General features: G+C 73.4%; 17 protein-coding genes and 2 pseudogenes. 11 read left to right on the top strand and 8 right to left on the bottom strand.

Going from position 1 to position 15874, the window contains the following annotated elements; all coding sequences use genetic code 11:
- Positions 1-939, top strand: a pseudogene (locus AB0J39_RS31000) (hypothetical protein); the annotation flags it as partial.
- 1 nt (position 940) lies between these two features.
- On the opposite strand, the gene AB0J39_RS30995 reads toward AB0J39_RS31000, so the two are convergent.
- The gene (locus tag AB0J39_RS30995) at positions 941-1960 is read right to left on the bottom strand and encodes an NAD-dependent epimerase/dehydratase family protein (protein ID WP_363471248.1); all 1020 of its coding nucleotides are present in this window, start codon (positions 1958-1960) and stop codon (positions 941-943) included.
- A 156-nt stretch (positions 1961-2116) separates the two neighbouring features.
- Between AB0J39_RS30995 and AB0J39_RS30990 the strand changes: the two genes are divergently transcribed.
- Together AB0J39_RS30990 and AB0J39_RS30985 are read left to right on the top strand one after the other, a co-directional pair.
- Positions 2117-3256, top strand: coding sequence for a cellulose binding domain-containing protein (locus AB0J39_RS30990; protein ID WP_363471246.1), 1140 nt, complete (start codon positions 2117-2119; stop codon positions 3254-3256).
- Between the two features lie 79 nt (positions 3257-3335).
- Positions 3336-4619 carry a cytochrome P450 gene (locus tag AB0J39_RS30985; RefSeq protein WP_363471244.1) on the top strand — a complete coding sequence of 428 codons (1284 nt, stop codon included), beginning with the start codon at positions 3336-3338 and terminating at the stop codon, positions 4617-4619.
- On the opposite strand, the gene AB0J39_RS30980 is transcribed toward AB0J39_RS30985, so the two are convergent.
- The gene (locus AB0J39_RS30980; RefSeq protein ID WP_363471242.1) at positions 4607-5761 is read right to left on the bottom strand and encodes an RtcB family protein; all 1155 of its coding nucleotides are present in this window, start codon (positions 5759-5761) and stop codon (positions 4607-4609) included. The genes AB0J39_RS30985 and AB0J39_RS30980 overlap by 13 nt on opposite strands.
- 115 nt (positions 5762-5876) lie before the next feature.
- Between AB0J39_RS30980 and AB0J39_RS30975 the strand changes: the two genes are divergently transcribed.
- The gene (locus tag AB0J39_RS30975; RefSeq protein ID WP_363471240.1) at positions 5877-6902 is read left to right on the top strand and encodes a phosphotransferase; all 1026 of its coding nucleotides are present in this window, start codon (positions 5877-5879) and stop codon (positions 6900-6902) included.
- Positions 6903-7089: 187 nt separating this feature from the next.
- Positions 7090-7524 (top strand): hypothetical protein, encoded by a 435-nt coding sequence (locus AB0J39_RS30970; protein ID WP_363471238.1) that lies wholly within the window; start codon positions 7090-7092, stop codon positions 7522-7524.
- Between the two features lie 60 nt (positions 7525-7584).
- On the opposite strand, the gene AB0J39_RS30965 is transcribed toward AB0J39_RS30970, so the two are convergent.
- Positions 7585-7917, bottom strand: coding sequence for a cupin domain-containing protein (locus tag AB0J39_RS30965; RefSeq protein WP_363471236.1), 333 nt, complete (start codon positions 7915-7917; stop codon positions 7585-7587).
- Positions 7918-8165: 248 nt separating this feature from the next.
- On the opposite strand from AB0J39_RS30965, the gene AB0J39_RS30960 reads away from it, so the two are divergent.
- Complete coding sequence (locus AB0J39_RS30960; protein WP_363471234.1) at positions 8166-8588, top strand: YjdF family protein; 423 nt, start codon at positions 8166-8168, stop codon at positions 8586-8588.
- Between the two features lie 56 nt (positions 8589-8644).
- On the opposite strand, the gene AB0J39_RS30955 is transcribed toward AB0J39_RS30960, so the two are convergent.
- Together AB0J39_RS30955 and AB0J39_RS30950 are read right to left on the bottom strand one after the other, a co-directional pair.
- Complete coding sequence (locus tag AB0J39_RS30955) at positions 8645-9202, bottom strand: hypothetical protein (RefSeq protein WP_363471250.1); 558 nt, start codon at positions 9200-9202, stop codon at positions 8645-8647.
- An 88-nt stretch (positions 9203-9290) separates the two neighbouring features.
- Positions 9291-9749, bottom strand: a pseudogene (locus AB0J39_RS30950) (MFS transporter); the annotation flags it as partial.
- Between the two features lie 250 nt (positions 9750-9999).
- Here AB0J39_RS30950 and AB0J39_RS30945 point away from each other — a divergent pair.
- The 4 genes from AB0J39_RS30945 (at position 10000) to AB0J39_RS30930 (ending at position 13110) form a co-directional block, all read left to right on the top strand.
- Complete coding sequence (locus AB0J39_RS30945; protein WP_363471232.1) at positions 10000-10548, top strand: CGNR zinc finger domain-containing protein; 549 nt, start codon at positions 10000-10002, stop codon at positions 10546-10548.
- Positions 10549-10590: 42 nt separating this feature from the next.
- A complete protein-coding gene (locus tag AB0J39_RS30940) occupies positions 10591-10998 on the top strand; it encodes a PPOX class F420-dependent oxidoreductase (RefSeq protein WP_363471230.1) in 408 nt (135 codons plus the stop codon).
- Positions 10999-11176: 178 nt separating this feature from the next.
- Positions 11177-12166 carry a GTP 3',8-cyclase MoaA gene (moaA, locus tag AB0J39_RS30935; protein WP_363471228.1) on the top strand — a complete coding sequence of 330 codons (990 nt, stop codon included), beginning with the start codon at positions 11177-11179 and terminating at the stop codon, positions 12164-12166.
- Positions 12167-12195: 29 nt separating this feature from the next.
- Positions 12196-13110: an NTP transferase domain-containing protein gene (locus AB0J39_RS30930; RefSeq protein ID WP_363471226.1), complete on the top strand. Its 915-nt coding sequence runs from the start codon at positions 12196-12198 to the stop codon at positions 13108-13110.
- A gap of 291 nt (positions 13111-13401) precedes the next feature.
- Here AB0J39_RS30930 and AB0J39_RS30925 read toward each other — a convergent pair whose 3' ends face one another.
- Positions 13402-13725, bottom strand: a complete 324-nt coding sequence (locus AB0J39_RS30925) for a DUF3099 domain-containing protein (RefSeq protein WP_363471224.1) — start codon at positions 13723-13725, stop codon at positions 13402-13404.
- A 90-nt stretch (positions 13726-13815) separates the two neighbouring features.
- On the opposite strand from AB0J39_RS30925, the gene AB0J39_RS30920 reads away from it, so the two are divergent.
- On the top strand, positions 13816-14031 hold the full coding sequence (locus tag AB0J39_RS30920; RefSeq protein ID WP_079314915.1) for a dodecin: 216 nt from the start codon (positions 13816-13818) through the stop codon (positions 14029-14031).
- 113 nt (positions 14032-14144) lie between these two features.
- Here AB0J39_RS30920 and AB0J39_RS30915 read toward each other — a convergent pair whose 3' ends face one another.
- Positions 14145-15527 carry a metallopeptidase TldD-related protein gene (locus tag AB0J39_RS30915; RefSeq protein ID WP_363471221.1) on the bottom strand — a complete coding sequence of 461 codons (1383 nt, stop codon included), beginning with the start codon at positions 15525-15527 and terminating at the stop codon, positions 14145-14147.
- Positions 15524-15874: metallopeptidase TldD-related protein (locus AB0J39_RS30910; RefSeq protein ID WP_363471219.1), on the bottom strand; the 351-nt coding region annotated here is incomplete at its 5' end. The genes AB0J39_RS30915 and AB0J39_RS30910, both read right to left, overlap by 4 nt.

Raw genomic sequence — 15874 nt, 5'->3', positions numbered from 1 at the left:
CTGGGCTGGCTGGCCCGCTTCACCCGCGACCTGCCGGCCTACCCCACGCACGTGCGCGGCCATCCGCCGCTGCCGGTACTGGTGCTGTGGACGCTGGCGGCCGCCGGGCTGCCGGGACCGTTCTGGGCGGCCCTCATCGTGGTCGTGACGGGATGCTCGGCCACGGCCGCGATCGGGCTGGCCGTCCGGCGCGTCGCGGGGGAGGAGGCGGCCCGGCGCGCGCTGCCGTATCTCGCCCTGTCCCCGGCGGCGGTGTGGATCGCGACGACCATGGACGCGTTCTTCGCGGGCGTGGGCGCGTGGGGGACGGCGCTGCTGGTGTTCGGCGCGCGGAGCCGGGCGGGCCGGGTGGCGCTCGGCCTCGGCGCGGGGCTGGCCCTGGGCGCGCTGCCCTACCTCAGCTACGGCCTGGTGCCGTACCTGCTCGTCCCCCTCGTCGCGGCGGTCGCGGCCGGAGTGCCGCGGACGACCGTGGCCGCCTGTCTGGCCGGGATGGCCGCGGTGAGCGCCCTGTTCGCCGCCGGCGGGTTCTGGTGGCCGGCCGGTGTGCTCGCCACCCACGCCGAGTGGGCGGCCGACCCCGGCGCGGCCCGGCCGTACCTGTATTTCCTGGTCGCGAACCTGGCCGTGCTCGCCCTGGTCACCGGTCCCGCCACCGCCGCCGGGCTCGTGGCGCCCGGACGGGCCCGCGACCGGATCCTGCCGCTGGCGGCGCTGGCCGCGGTGCTCGCCCTCGACGTCAGCGGCGTCACCAGGGGCGAGGTGGAGCGGATCTGGCTGCCGTACGCCCTGTGGGTCGCCGCCCTCGGAGGGCGCACGGGAGCAGGGCACACGGGAGCGGGGCACACGGGAGCGGGGCACACGGGAGGCGGCCGCCTGCTCGCCGCGCAGGCGGCGGCAGGCCTGCTGCTGCAGGGGTTCGTCCGGTCGCCCTGGTGACTCAGCCCGCCGTCCCCAGCGGGGCGTGGGCGAACTCGCGCATGCCGTCGGCGAAGCGGATCCGCGCCCGGAAACCCAGCTCGGCGGCGGCGCGGTCAGGGGAGGCCACGATGTGCCGCACGTCGCCGAGCCGGTAACGGCCGGTGACCTCGGGGGCCGGTCCGCCCCGCGCCGCGCTGAGCGCGGTCGCGAGGTCGCCGATCGTGCGGGGCTCGCCGCTGGCCACGTTGTACGCGCGGAGCCCGCCGGGCGGGGCGGACCCCAGCGCGTCGAGTGCGGCGAGGTTGGCCGCCGCCACGTCCCCGACGTGGACGAAGTCCCTGCGCTGCCCGCCGTCCTCGAACACCAGCGGCGCCCGCCCGGCCTCCAGCGCGGACCGGAAGATCGCGGCCACGCCCGAGTAGGGGGTGTCGCGCGGCATGCCCGGCCCGTACACGTTGTGGTACCGCAGGGCGATCGCCGCGCCGCCGGTCTCGCGGGCCCAGCCGGCCGCCAGGTGTTCCTGGGCGAGCTTGCTCGTGGCGTACGCGTTGCGCGGATCGGGCGGGACGTCCTCGTCCACGGTCCCCGGCGTCACCGCCCGCCCGCAGCGCGGGCACGCCGGTTCGAACCGGCCGGCGGCCAGGTCCGTCGCGGCCCGGGGGCCGGGACGCACGGGGCCGTGCTCCGCGCAGTCGTAGACGCCCTCGCCGTAGATCACCATCGACGACGCCAGGACCAGCCGGGCGACCCCGCGCCGCGCCATCGCGGCGAGCAGCACCGCGGTCCCGAGCGCGTTGACCGACACGTACGCCGGCAGATCGGACACGTCGACGCCGAGGCCGACCTTGGCCGCCTGGTGCACGACGGCGTCGGCTCCGGCGAGCGCGCGGCCGACGGCGTCCTCGTCCCGCACATCACCCGCGGTGACGCCCGAGCCGCCGCGCAGGTCGAATTCCCGAACCTCGTGCCCGGCGTCCCGCAGCAGAGCGGCGACGCGGCTCCCGATGAAGCCGGCCGAGCCGGTGACCATGATCTTCATCTCGCCACGGTAGCGACGGCCCGCCCCGCTGAAAGTTTCACAATTCTTACGGCACGACCGGCGGGGACGGGACCGGTCCTTTGACGGGCCCGCACGGCCGACCGATGATCCGGGCGACATCGTCGGCGGATCTTCGTTCTCGGAAGAGGTGGAAGCGTGCCCAGACTGTCATGGCCGGCCGCGTGGGCGGCGGCGGGCGCCGTCGCCGCCGCGCTGCTGGCGGCCAACATCACCGCGCCGCCCGTGCTCGCGGGCAGCACGGCCGGCGCGCAGGCCGTCCGTGCGCTGACCACGGTCTCACCGACGCCGTCGCCCTCGCCGGGGGCGGACGTGACGCCGCCGACGGCCCCGGGCGACCTGCGGGCGTGCCCGCCGCCCCCGCCCCCGAGCGGGAGCTTCCAGGGCGTGGTCGGCCTGTGCTGGACGGCGTCCTCCGACGACACCACCGAGTACAAGGTGTTCCTCCTCAGGGACAACGGCTTCTTCGAGGTGGCCTCCACCTCGCGGACGACGGCCGTCGTCCCCGGGCTGGTTCACGGCCGGACCTACACCTTCTACGTCGTCGCCAAGGACGCCGCCGGAAACACCAGCCGGCCCTCCGAGCTGCTCAGCACCCCGGCGGTCTCCGGCGCGAACGCGACGCCGACCCCGCCCACGGGCGACACGACGCCGCCGACCAAGCCGACCGGCATACAGGCCAACTGCCTGCCCGACTTCAAGGGGACGTCGTTCTGCTGGACGCCGTCCACCGACGACGTCGGGGTCACGGGCTACGACGTGTACCGGCGCACCTCCGTCGGCTGGGCGCGGGTGGGCACGCCCATCGGCACGCACTTCACCGAGGGCAACCTCGTCACCGGCCAGTCGTACGTCTACTTCATGGTGGCCAAGGACGCGGCGGGCAATCTCAGCCTGCCGTCCGACCTGGTGACGGCCACGGCTACGGGCGGCTACCCCACCTACTCGCCGCCGCCGGTCAGCTGCAAGATCGAGTACACGGCGTGGTCGTGGAGCGGCGGCTTCGCGGCCACCGTGAAGATCATCAACCTGGGCCAGACGCCGATGAACAACTGGAGGCTGCGCTTCGTCCTCCCGGACGCCGGGCAGAAGGTCATCAGTGGCTGGTCGGCCACCTGGTCCCAGTCCGGCAAGGACGTCACCGCCGCGGCCATGTCCTGGAACTCGGTGATCCCGGGTGGCGGGTCCCTGCGGATCGGCTTCAACGGCTCCCACACGGGCGCCAACCCCGATCCCACCGGCTTCACGCTGAACGGCGGCACCTGCATCCGGGGCTGACCCTCGCACCGGTCCGTCCGGCTCCCGGCCGGACGGACCGGACCCGTTTCTCCGGGACGGACGCGGGCAGTCAGGACGTATGCCGCTGCTCGACACCACGCTGCTCCTGCTGCTCGAGGGCTACGCCTGGCTGCCGGCCCGATGGCGGGAGACCCAGGGAGAGATGGTCCACACCCGGCTGATGGGCCAGCGCGCCGTCGTGCTGCGCGGGCCGGACGCCGTCCGCTTCTTCTACGACGACGACCACGTCCAGCGGGCACCCGCGCTGCCCGAGCCGATCAAGAGCACGTTGTTCGGCCACGGCGCCGTGCACACGCTGGACCAGGCCGCGCACCGGGCGCGCAAGGGCATGTTCATGTCGCTCATGACGCCGCAGAGCGTCGCCGCCCTGGTGGAGGAGACCACCGCGGCGTGGGACGCGGCGGTGACCACCTGGCCGGACAGGGGACACGTCGTGCTCTTCGACGAGGCCGCCCGCGTCATCACCCGGGGAGCGTGCCGATGGGCCGGCATCCCGCTCACCGAGGAGGAGACCGGGCCGCTCGCCGCCGACCTCGTCGCGTTGGTCGACGGCTTCGGGTCGCCCGGCCCGCGGCACTGGCGGGCCCGCGCGGCGCGCGGGCGCCGCGAGGCCTGGCTGGCGGGACTGGTCGAGGACGTGCGGCGTGGCGCGCTGCGGGCGCCGGACACCTCGGCGCTCGCCGTGGCCGCCCGCCACCGTGAGCCCGACGGAGAACCGCTCGCGCCCCGGATCGCGGCGGTCGAACTGCTCAACCTGGTGCGCCCCACTGTGGCCGTGAGCTGGTTCCTCACGTTCGCCGCGCACGCGCTGCACTGCTGGCCGGTCAACCGCGTCCGCCTGACCGAGGACGCCGACGGCGCCTACGCCGAGGCGTTCGCCCACGAGGTGCGGCGCTTCTACCCCTTCGCGCCGTTCGTCGCGGGGAAGGCCGTCAAGGACCTCACCTGGAAGGGCGAGCCGATCCTGGCCGACTGGCTCGTGCTGCTCGACATCTGGGGCCAGAACCACGACCCGGCGCTCTGGCCGAACCCGTGCGCGTTCGACCCGCGACGCTTCGTCGGTCGGGAGATCGGCCCGTACGACCTGATCCCGCAGGGCGGGGGCGACCCGGCGGCCGGACACCGGTGCCCGGGCGAGCCGGTCGCGGTGGGCCTGCTGGAGGCCCTCGCGCCGCGGCTGGCCCGGCTGGACTACACCGTGCCGGAGCAGGACCTCACCGTCTCGCCGTACCGGATCCCGGCCCGGGTGGCGAGCGGTTTCGTCCTGCGTCCGGCCGGCGCGGCCGTGCCCCGAGAGACGGTGGGGGCGGAACGGCCGCGCCCGGCGGCTCATCCCTTGTAGTTGAACACCTGGCGCAGCGTGTGCCGGACCTCCACGAGGTCCTTCTGGTCCGCCATCACCTGGTCGATCGGCTTGTACGCCTCGGGGTGCTCGTCGACCAGCGCGGCGGCCCGGTCGGAGTTCCAGGTCCGGCCGCGCATCGCCTCCTTCAGCGATGCCGGCGACAGCTCGCGCTTGGCCCGGCTCCTGGACATCCTGCGTCCCGCACCGTGCGAACAGGAGTTGTACGACAGCGGGTTGCCCCGCCCGCGCACGATGTAGGACCGGGTGCCCATCGAGCCCGGGATGACGCCCTCGTCCCCGACGTCCGCCTTGATCGCTCCCTTACGGGTGATCCACAGCTCCTTGCCCTGATGGCTCTCCATCTGGGTGAAGTTGTGGTGGCAGTTGATCGTCCGGACCCGGGTGCCGGCCCCGACGACGCGGAACAGCGCCTCGTTCAGCACCCTGTCCATCCGCGCGCGGGACGCCATCGCGTACCGCTGCGCCCACAGCATGTCCTCGATGTACGCCGTGAACTCCGGGGTGCCCTGGGTGAAGTAGGCGAGGTCGTAGTCCTCCAGCCCGATGGCCAGGCTGCGCATGAGCCGCTTCGCGCCGTTGATGTGCGCGGTGGCGAGCTGGTTGCCGATCCCGCGCGAGCCCGAGTGCAGGACGGTCCAGACCCGGTCGCGCTCGTCGAGGCAGACCTCCACGAAGTGGTTGCCCGAGCCGAGGGTGCCGAACTGGCAGGCGACCGTGTTCTCCTGCTTCGGCGTCAGGGAGGTGTGCGGCCGGCCCAGCTCGCCGAGCGCGCGGTCCACCGCGCGGTCGTCGTGCCCCTTGCCCACACCCGCCGGGATGCGCCGCTCCACCAGCCGCATCAGCGGGTCGAGCGAGTCGGGCAGGTCGGCGGCGGTGAGCGTGGTCTCGGTCGCGACCATGCCGCAGCCGATGTCCACGCCGACGGCGGACGGGATGATCGCGCCCTCCGTGGGGATCACGGAGCCGACCGTCGCGCCGATGCCCACGTGCGCGTCGGGCATGAGCGCGACGTGATTGGGCACGAACGGCAGGCGCGCCGCCCGGGCGGCCTGGTCGATCGTCCCGTCGTCGATCTCGCTCGCCCAGGACAGCACCTTCGGGGCGATGTGCTTCGGCATGGTGGTTCTCCTCCTCGATCGAGATCCACTGTGCCGGGACGCGGCGGGAATCCCAACCGAATATCGCGCGGAAAGTCGTTTGCCGCCCTACCCGCCCGCCGCGCATCATGCCGCAATGCGCGACGATTCCCGTAAGCCCGGCGGCCAGGGGGAGGAGCGGCGTCGCCGTCCCGGTGAGGACGGCCCGCCTCCGCCCGCCAGAGGCGTACGACTGCCGTGGACCGCGGTGCCCGCGCACCTGCGGCTGGCCGTCGAGACGCACCTGGGCGACCGCGTGACCGAGGCCGTCACGCAGCCCGGCGGCTTCTCCCCGGGGGTGGCGGCCCGTCTGCGGCTCGCGGGTGGCGGCAGGGCGTTCGTCAAGGCGGTCGGGCCCGAGCCGAATCCGATCAGCCCCGGCATGCACCGGTCGGAGGCCCGGGTGGCCGCCGCGCTGCCGGCGACCGCGCCCGCGCCCCGGCTGCTCGCGTCCTTCGACGAGGACGACTGGGTGGTGCTGCTGTTCGAGGACGTCGTGGGGCGGCAGCCCGCCCAGCCCTGGGTCCCGGCGGAGCTCGACCTCGTGCTCGGGGTGATGGCCGGGCTGGCCGAGTCGCTCACCCCCGCGCCCGTGGCCGTCCCGTCCGCCGCCGAGCGGCTCGGGGAGGACTACCGGGGTTGGCGGCTTCTGGCGGCGGGGCCGGATGGCCTCGGCATGGACGGACCCGATGCCGCGTGGGCCCGGCGCCACCTGGACCGGCTGGCGGAACTGGAAGCCGTGTGGGAGGCGGCGGCGGAGGGTGACACGCTCGCCCACGCCGACCTGCGGGCTGACAACCTGCTGCTCACGGCGGACGGGGAAGTGGTCGTCGTCGACTGGCCCTGGGCGTGCCTGAGCACACGGTGGTTCGACCTGCTGCACATGCTGCCCAGCGTGACCATGCAGGGGGGCCCGCAGCCGGCCGAGGTCTTCGACGGCCACCCGGTCGCGGCGAAGGCGGACGGCGACGCGGTCACCGCGGTCCTGGCCGCGGTGACCGGCTTCTTCCTGCAGCGGGGACACCTCCCCCCGCCGCCCGGTCTGCCCACGCTCCGCGCGTTCCAGCTCGCACAGGGGCGGGTGGCGCTCGCCTGGCTGCGGCAGCGGACCGGCTGGCGATGACCTCCGGCAGGCTCGAAGCGACCGAGCCCGTGTTCGCGGTACGGGTGACGAGCGCCGTGCGCGACCCTGACGCGGGAACCGGGCGGGACGCGTGGAACGCTTGGCTAGGGCGGCGGCGCGAGCCGTGACCGGTGGGACTACGCCCGGAGCGCCCCGGCCGGTTCGCGTGCGCGAGAGGAGAACGACGATGAACCCCGCCTCGGCCGCCGTGGGCGGCGCGGCCGCCTTCGTCTGGCTCGGGATGGTGCTGGCGATCTCCTTCCTGGAGGCGCCGCTGAAGTTCCGCGCCCCCGGTGTGACGATCCCGATCGGGCTCGGCATCGGACGGCTCGTCTTCCGCGCCCTCAACGCCGCCGAGGCCGCGCTGGCGGTCGTCGTGATCGCGGCGGTCGCGACCGGCTCGCCCGGGCCCGCCGTGGTGGCGCTCACGGCCCTCACAGCGGCCGTCCTGGTGGTTCAGATCGCCGCCGTACGCCCGCCGCTCAACCGCAGGTCCGACCGCGTCCTGTCCGGCGAGGACCCGGCGCGGAACAGGTCGAGGGCGCACCTGTACTACGTGGCGCTGGAGGTCGTTAAGGTCCTGTCGCTGCTCGCGCTGGGCTGCTTCCTCCTGGCCGTGTAACGGTTCCTCCCCGTCCGCGCCGCGTGGCCGGGGAACCGCCGGGGCCGCCGGGCGGAGTGATCAGGGGCGTTTCACGACGGTGAGCAGGACCGCGCTGTCCTCGACGGCGTCGAGCGCGTGCCGCGCGCCGGGAACGGCGAGCAGGTCCCCGGACCGCCCCTCCCAGGAGGCGCCGCCGCTGCTCAGCCGCACATGACCGTGCAGCACCAGCAGGGTCGCCTCACCCGGGCTCTCGTGTTCGGCGAGCCCGGTCCCGGCGGTGAGGGCGAGCAGCGTCTGGCGCAGTGCGTGCTCGTGGCCGCCGTACACGCTGTCGGCCGCGCGCCCGCTGGAAGCGGCGGCGGCGCGCTCGAGTAGCTCCCCGGCCCGCACGTCGAGAGAGATCGGCTCCATGGCCTCAGTCTGCCCCACGCCGCGGGCGGTGCCAGGAAAGGCGATGGCCGTTTCGGGGACGCCGCCGTTACGCTGGGGCACGCACACGAAAACGCGGTCCCGGTTGGTAGCCCGGGCGCCCGCCGGCCTTCGGGCCCGGCGGTTTCCGTATCCGCCTCTCGTGTCCCCTCGGGGAGCCTCGGAGGATGTCCGGTGTGCCGGAAAGCGGCTTCGCCAAGCCGCCTGTCGGCATACCTGTGGAGGGCATCGTGGTATCCCTGTCCGTGTACTTCGAGAACCCGTTCTGGGTGGGCGTCCTGGAGATCGTCGAGGACGGCGAGCTGCGCGCGACCCGGTTCGTCCTCGGCTCCGAGCCCACCGGCCCCGAGTTGTACGCGTTCCTCATGCGGCACGGGGTCGCCCTGCTCGAACGCGCCGAGGCCGCCCCCGCCGTACCGGTGGACGCGCGCGGGGAGCGGCGGGTCAACCCCAAACGCGCGGCCAAGCTGGCCGCCCGCGCGGCGGCCAGGGTCACGCGGCGCGGCACGGCCGCGCAGGAGGCGCTGCGGCTCGAGATGGAGAAGAGCAAGGGCGAGGCGCGGGTGGACCGGCGCGAACGCGAGCGGGCGCTGGCCGAGCACCGGCGCGAGGTCGCCCGCCGCAAGCGCGTCGAGCGCCGCCGCGACCGCTGACCCCGCTCGCTCCCGTGCCATCGGCCCGCCGCGCCGCGGTCACGGCGTCGCCCGCGTCACGGCCGGCCGGGAGCGCCGTGCCGGGGCGCGCAACGCCGCGACGAGCGTGAGCAGCATGGTCGCGGCGGAGACGCCGGTGACGACGTGAAGACCGTTGTGGTAGCCGGACAGGGTCGCGGCGGCGCCGCTCGCCGATCCGCAGGAAGAGCAGGTACGACGCGGTGTAGGCGACGAATCCCGCGAAGATCATCCATCGGACCCCGAACCTCGAGATCAGCGTGCCGGGCCCGCGGCGCGATCGCCGCGATGAGCAGGCCGACGGGCAGGAAGGCCAGCGCCATCTGCATCGGCGACCAGCCGCGCAGCGACTGCAGATAGAGGCCTCCGATGAACTGGAAGCTCATGTAGGTGCCGAGGATCGCCGCCGCGACCAGGCTCGCGCCCACCAGCGCGCCGTTGCGCAACATGCCCAGGCGCAGCAGGGGCTGGGCCGTCCGGCGCTCGATGACGACGAAGGCCAGGAGCATCATGGAGGCGGTGAACATCCCCAGGGTGCGCGGCGACGTCCACCCCGCGGTGGGCGCCTCGACGATGCCGTAGACGAGCAGCAGCATCGCGGCCGTCACGGTGACGGCGCCGGCGAGGTCGAACGGGCCCCCGCGCCAGGCCGGGCGCGACGTCGCGCGGCACGAGCGACAGGGCGCCGGCGAACGCGATGAGCGCCACGGCGACCGGGAGCAGGAACGTCCAGCGCCAGCTGATCTCGGTGAGCGAGCCGCCCACGATGACGCCGGTCGAGTAGCCGACCGCGCCGCACGCGGTGTAGACGCCCAGCGCGCGGTTGCGCGGCGGGCCTTCGGCGAAGCCGGTGACGATGATGGACAGGCCGGCCGGGGCGGTGAACGCGGCGCCGACGCCCATGACGAACCGGGCGACGATCACGACCAGTCCCTCGCCGGTGACACCGCCGGCCAGCGATCCGGCGGCGAAGACGGCGACACCCGCGAGGAACATGCGGCGACGGCCCAGCAGGTCCGCCATGCGCCCGCCGAGCAGCGGGAAGCCGCCGAAGCCGAGAACGTACGCGCTCACGACCCACTGCACGGACTCGGTGGTCATCCCGAGGTCCGCCTGGATCGGCGGCACCGCGATGCCGACCATGATGTTGTCGAGCGCGTCGAGGAAGAACGCGGCGCAGACGCTGACGAGCAGGCCCCACTCGCGCAGCCCTCACGAGTTCCCTCCCGCGGGCGCCTTCGCCCCTGTGACCGGCAGTGACATGAACCCTCTCCCGAGCGCTCGCCGTGTTCCCTATAACCGTCTTCGCCGACTTAAGGGTTAGAAATGAGGCGCTGCAACCGGTCATCTATGATTGAGTGGTTAGAGTGAGCGGTGGTTGGAGGATGTCGCCATGGCCGAGGCCGACCCGCGTCCGTTCGCGCGGGAGCCCCTCGCGCTCGACCTGCTGAACACCCGGTGGAAGGAGCACGGCCGGCTGCACGACCTGCTCGACTCGCCCTCCGGCCTGCGCGTGTGGCTGGCCGGCCACGGGCTGGCGGACCGATTCGCCGCGGACGAGGAGTCGCTGGAGGCGGTCGTCCACGCGCGCGACGTGCTGGCCGCGCTGGCCGCCGGCCCCGGGGGACCCGCGGTCTACCGGCAGGCCGACGACGTCCTCGCGCGCGGCCGTGTCCGGCTCACCCTGACGGCGGAGGGACCCGGCGAGACGACGGAGTTCGACGACCCGGCATGGGGGGCGGCATGGACCGCCGTCCGCGACTACCTAAACCTGCTGGCCGCGGCTCCCGAGCGCATCCGCCTGTGCGCCCAGCCGGACTGCATCCGCTACTTTCTCGACACGTCCCGCAACGGCACCCGCCGCTGGTGCTCCATGTCCCTGTGCGGCAACCGGGTCAAGGCCGCCCGGCACTACGCGCGGGCCCGTGACACCGGCGTCTGAACCGGCCGCCCACGCGGCCCTGCTATGGAAAGGTCTCCGTCCATGTCCCGTGGCGCTCTGCCCGAGCACGTCGTCGAACTGCTCGCCCGCCCCAATCCCTGCGTCATCAGCACCGTCCGCCCGGACGGCGCGCCGGTCTCCGTGGCCACCTGGTATCTGTGGCAGGACGGCAGGGTTCTGGTGAACATGGACGCCGGTCGCAAGCGGCTGGGCTACCTGCGCCAAGACCCGCGGGTGTCGCTGACGGTGCTCGACTCCGACGGCTGGTACCGCCACGTCAGCCTGCAGGGACGGGTGGTGTCGCTGGAGGAGGACCCGGACCTGGAGGACATCGACCGCCTCGCCGTCCACTACACGGGTGAGCCGTACCCGAACCGCGAACGGCCGAGGGTGAGCGGCTGGATCAAGATCGACACCTGGCACGTGTGGGGGATGTCCTCCGGATCCTGAAGGCGGGCAGGCGGGGGCGTCGCGGAGACAGGGCGGCGGAAGGCCCCCGGGAAAGCCGCGAGCACGGCGGCGGAGCCGGCCCGTGCCCGGTCGGGAATCAGGGCGGGGACGGCGAGGTTGTCGCCGTCATGACGGCAGGGCTTAGGCTTGAGGCTCTCTGGGGGTTGGAGGTCCTCTCGTGCTGGTTGACTCGTTCGGCCGGGTCGCGACCGATTTGAGGGTGTCGCTGACCGACCGGTGCAACCTGCGGTGCGCGTACTGCATGCCGCCCGAGGGCCTCGACTGGCTGCCCAAGCCGGAGCTGCTCACCGGCGAGGAGATCGTCCGCCTGGTGACGGTCGGCGTGGAGCGGCTAGGCATCCGGGAGGTCCGCTTCACCGGTGGCGAGCCGCTGCTGCGGCGGGAACTCGTCGAGATCGTCACCGCGACCACCGCGCTGCGCCCGCGTCCCCAGGTGTCGCTGACGACCAACGGCATCGGTCTGGCCCGCCTCGCGGAGCCGCTCGCGCGGGCCGGTCTCGACCGCGTCAACGTCTCGCTGGACACGCTCGACCGTGACGTGTTCGTCCGGCTCGCGCACCGCGACCGGCTGCGCGACGTGCTGGACGGGCTCGCCGCGGCGACGGCGGCGGGGCTCACGCCGGTCAAGGTCAACGCGGTGCTGATGCGCGGCGTCAACGAGCACGAGGCCGTGCCGCTGCTGCGCCACTGCCTCGACCGGGGATACGAGCTGCGCTTCATCGAGCAGATGCCGCTCGACGCCCAGCACGGCTGGCGCCGCGACGACATGATCACGGCCGACGAGATCCTCGGGCTGCTTAAGGAGTCCTTCGACCTCACCGAGGACGACCCGCGCGAACGGGGCAGCGCCCCCGCCGAACTGTTCCTGGTCGACGGCGGCCCGCAGCGGGTGGGCGTGATCGGCTCGGTCACCCGGCCGTTCTGCGGCGCCTGCGACCGCGTCCGGATCACCGCCGACGGCCAGGTCCGCAACTGCCTGTTCGCCACCGAGGAGTCCGACCTGCGTACGGCGCTGCGCTCGGGCGCCTCCGACGAGGACCTGGCGGAGCGATGGGTCGCGGCGGTGCGGAGGAAGAAGGCCGGGCACGGCATCGACGACCCCGCGTTCCTCCAGCCGGCCCGTCCGATGTCGGCCATCGGCGGCTGACGGAGCCCCCGCAGACCCTGGAGCCCGCCGTGCGTCCTCGTCCCGAGACCGGCATCGAGACCGGAGCGGCGGCGTACGACGCCGTGATCCTGGCGGGGGGCCGGGCCGAGCGCCTCGGCGGGGCGGACAAGCCGGGCGCGCTCGTCGGCGGACTGCCTCTGGTCGAGCGCGTGGCGGCGGCGGTCCGCGACGCCCGCGCCGTCGTCGTGGTGGGCCCGCCGAGGGACATGCCGGGCGTGCTGTTCACCCGTGAGGACCCGCCGGGCGGCGGGCCCGTTCCGGCGCTGCGTGCCGGGCTCGCCGAGGTGACCTCCCCGCTGGTCGTCCTGCTCGCCGCCGACCTGCCGTTCGTCGCCGCCGGTCACGTCGGGGCGCTCCTGGCGGCCGTGCCCGAGGACGGCGCGGGCGCGGTGCTCGTGGACGACGAGGGCCGTGAGCAGTGGCTCACCGGGGCGTGGCGGACGGCGGCGCTGCGGGCGGCGCTCGGCGCATACCGGGGGCGGTCGCTGCGCGGGCTGCTCGGCCCGCTGGCGCCGGTGCCCGTGCGCCCGCCGGTGGCGCCGGGCGAGATCCCGCCGTGGTTCGATTGCGACACCGTCGACGATCTCCGCGCGGCCCGCGAACGGGCCGTCGGACATGGGGTGAAGGGAACGCGCGTGAACGTGCTGGAGGAATGGACGGCGCTGGTCTGCCGTGAGCTGGGCATCGACCCCGCCCGGGTGGACCGGACCGCGGTGCTCGACCTGACCAGGGACGTGGCGCACGGCGTGGCGCGGCCGGCCGCCCCGTTGACCGCCTACCTGCTGGGGCTGGCGCAGGGGGCCGGCACCGCGCCGCCGGACGTGGTGGAGCGGCTGTCCCGGATGGCGAAGGACTGGGCGCGGGCGACCGCGGAGGCGCCCGCGACTCCTGACACGCGTGCTCCTGACACCCCCGGCTCCTGACAACTGCCGCCACGGCCCCGGCGCGCCGCAGGAGGGGAAGAGCGGGCACCGGGGGCCGTTCGGCGGAAGGGCCGTCTCCTAGGGAAGACGACCGCGACGGCCGGTCCGTGAGGTCCGTGCAAAGGTCTTGGAAAAAGGGCGACGCCGGGTGGTTACGGGGGCAAACCACCCGGCGCCGCTTCATCGGCGTTCCGACGGGGGCCCGGAACGCCGGCACCAGCGCTCCGACGGGGGACCAGAGCGCTTGGCTAAACTGTACACCTCCAACCCATGGGTTGCGTCAAGACTTTGTCACGACCCGATCTCGCGTCGATGGCGTGGTATCTCGCTTTGGTCAGGTGAGGTAAAGCCGGGGGGCGGAGGAGGCTCGTGACCTCTCTGATTGGCCCCGATTACGGCAAGGTATGGCAAAAGAACGGCCGCCGCGACGAACAGGGCCTTGACGGGCCAGGGGGCCGGTACCGCCACCGCCAGGATCAGGCAGACGAGCCGGATGCCCATCTTGATGAGGTAACTGATCTCCCGCTTGCGCACGTCGTCGGTCAGCGACGGCTGGGCGTCCGTCACCTGGTGAACGACCGGGCGGTCTTTTCTCAACCAGCGCCATGGATTCACGGTTTCCACGGTAGACCCCGGGTGAGGCGGGGTGACGCCCGCACGGCGCTACGATCACGCGACAGGCACAGGCACAGGCAGGAGGACGTGATGTCGGATCGCACCTACCGGGTGACCGAGATAGTGGGCACTTCGGCCGAGAGCGTCGACCAGGCCATCCGCAACGGCGTCAGGCGGGCCGCCCAGACGCTGCGGCACCTGGACTGGTTCGAGGTGACCGAAGTGCGCGGGCACATCGTGGACGGCGAGGTGGCCCACTTCCAGGTCGGCATGAAGGTGGGCTTCCGCCTGGAGGACGCCGAATGAGGCGATGCGCGGTCCCGGCAGCCTGGTGATGCCGGAACCGCTCGACGGGATCGTCGAGACCGCCGTCGACCAAGTTCGTGCGCGGCTCGCGACCCCGCCGGGTGCGGTGACTCCTAGCTGGCCTGGCTGACCGTCGACATGTTGAAGTCGGGCACGCGGACCGGTGGCATGACGGCGCGGGTGAACCAGTCGTTCCACTCGCGCGGCAGTGTCTGCTCGCTCGCGCCCACCTCCGTGAGGCGGCCGAGCAGGTCCACCGGCGACTCGTTGAACCGGAAGTTGTTCACCTCGCCCACGACCTCGCCGTTCTCGACGAGGTAGACGCCGTCCCTGGTCAGCCCGGTCAGGAGCAGCGACTGCGGGTCGACCTCGCGGATGTACCACAGGCAGGTCAGCAGCAGGCCCCGCTCGGTCGAGGCGATCATCTCCTCCAGCGAGCGGCCGCCCTCGGGCCCCGTCATGATCAGGTTGTCGATCTGCGGGGTGGTGGCGAGACCGGTCAGCTCGGCCGAGTGCCGGGTCTGCACGAGGTTGGCCAGGGTGCCGTCGCTGATCCACTCGGTGCGGGTCAGGGGCAGGCCGTTGTCGAAGACCGACTGCTCCCGGCCGGAGGAGTGGGCGACGACGAAGGGCGCGCACTCGACGCCGGCCCGCGCGGGGTCGCTGTGCAGCGAGATCGGCAGCGGTGACAGCCGCTCGCCCACCCGGGTGCCGCCGCCGGGCCGGGAGAACACCGTGCGGCCGTCGGAGGCGTCCCGCGCGCCCGCCGCCCAGTACAGGTAGATCAGCAGGTCGGAGACCGCGGTCGCGGGCAGGAGCGTCTCGTAGCGGCCCGGCTCCAGGCTGATCCGCCGCTTCGCCCAGCCCAGCCGCCGGGTGAGCGTCTCGTCCAGGGCGGCCACGTCCACGTCGGAGAAGTCGCGGGTGGCCACACCCGTCCACGCCGAACTCGACATGTCCGCCGACTTGGCGTTCAGTTCGAGCCGCCCGGTCGGCTGGTCGTGGCGCAGTCGCAGGCCGGTGGACGAGCCGACGAACGTCGAGGTCACGATGTGTTCCGCGAAGCCGTACAGCCTGCGGCCGGAGGCGTCGGCGGCGGCGAACGCCTCGCCGAGCGCGGGGGCGAAGTCCCTGAACACGTCTACGGAGGTCGGCTCCACCGGGCGCTCCCAGCCCTCGCCGGCGGTTCCCTCCACCAGCGCCCGGGCGTCCTCCGACGGCCGGGCCTCCCGCGCGGCGCGGTCGGCCTCGGCCACCACGTCCGCGAGCTGGTCGGCGCGTACGGCGGAGCGCGAGACGACTCCCACCCCGGCGCCCACGACGGAGATCACGGTGAGCCGGGACGAGCGCGCGACCCCGTTGGTCGTCAGCGTGTTGCCGGCGAAGCGCAGATTGGCGGTCGAGCCCTCGTCCGCGATGACGACGCAGCCGTCGGCCCCGCTCAGCGCGAGCGCCCGCTCCACCGTCTCCTGCGGTGTGGTCACCCCGTCGCTCACTTGCCACCCTCCTGGACGGTGTTGAGGATCCGTACGCCGCGGAACAGCGCCGCGGGGGCGCCGTGGCTGACCGGCGCGACCTGGCCCGGCTGGCCCTTGCCGCAGTTGAAGGCGCCGCCGAGCACGTACGTCTGCGGACCGCCGACGGCCTCCATGGAGCGCCAGAAGTCCGTGGTGGTCGCCTGGTAGGCCACGTCGCGCAGCTGCCCGGCCAGCCGGCCGTTCTCGATCCTGTAGAAACGCTGGCCCGTGAACTGGAAGTTGTCAAGATTGAGTTGGGACATGATCTCCACGCCTTGATCAAATCCTAACTCTGAGCAGGTCATCCCAACTAAAGCGGCTACGGA

The organism is Microbispora sp. NPDC049633, assembly GCF_040675265.1.
Taxonomy (GTDB): domain Bacteria; phylum Actinomycetota; class Actinomycetes; order Streptosporangiales; family Streptosporangiaceae; genus Microbispora; species Microbispora maris.
The sequence above is the reverse complement of the archived record's forward strand: the minus strand, read 5'-3'. Positions and strand labels throughout refer to the sequence as shown.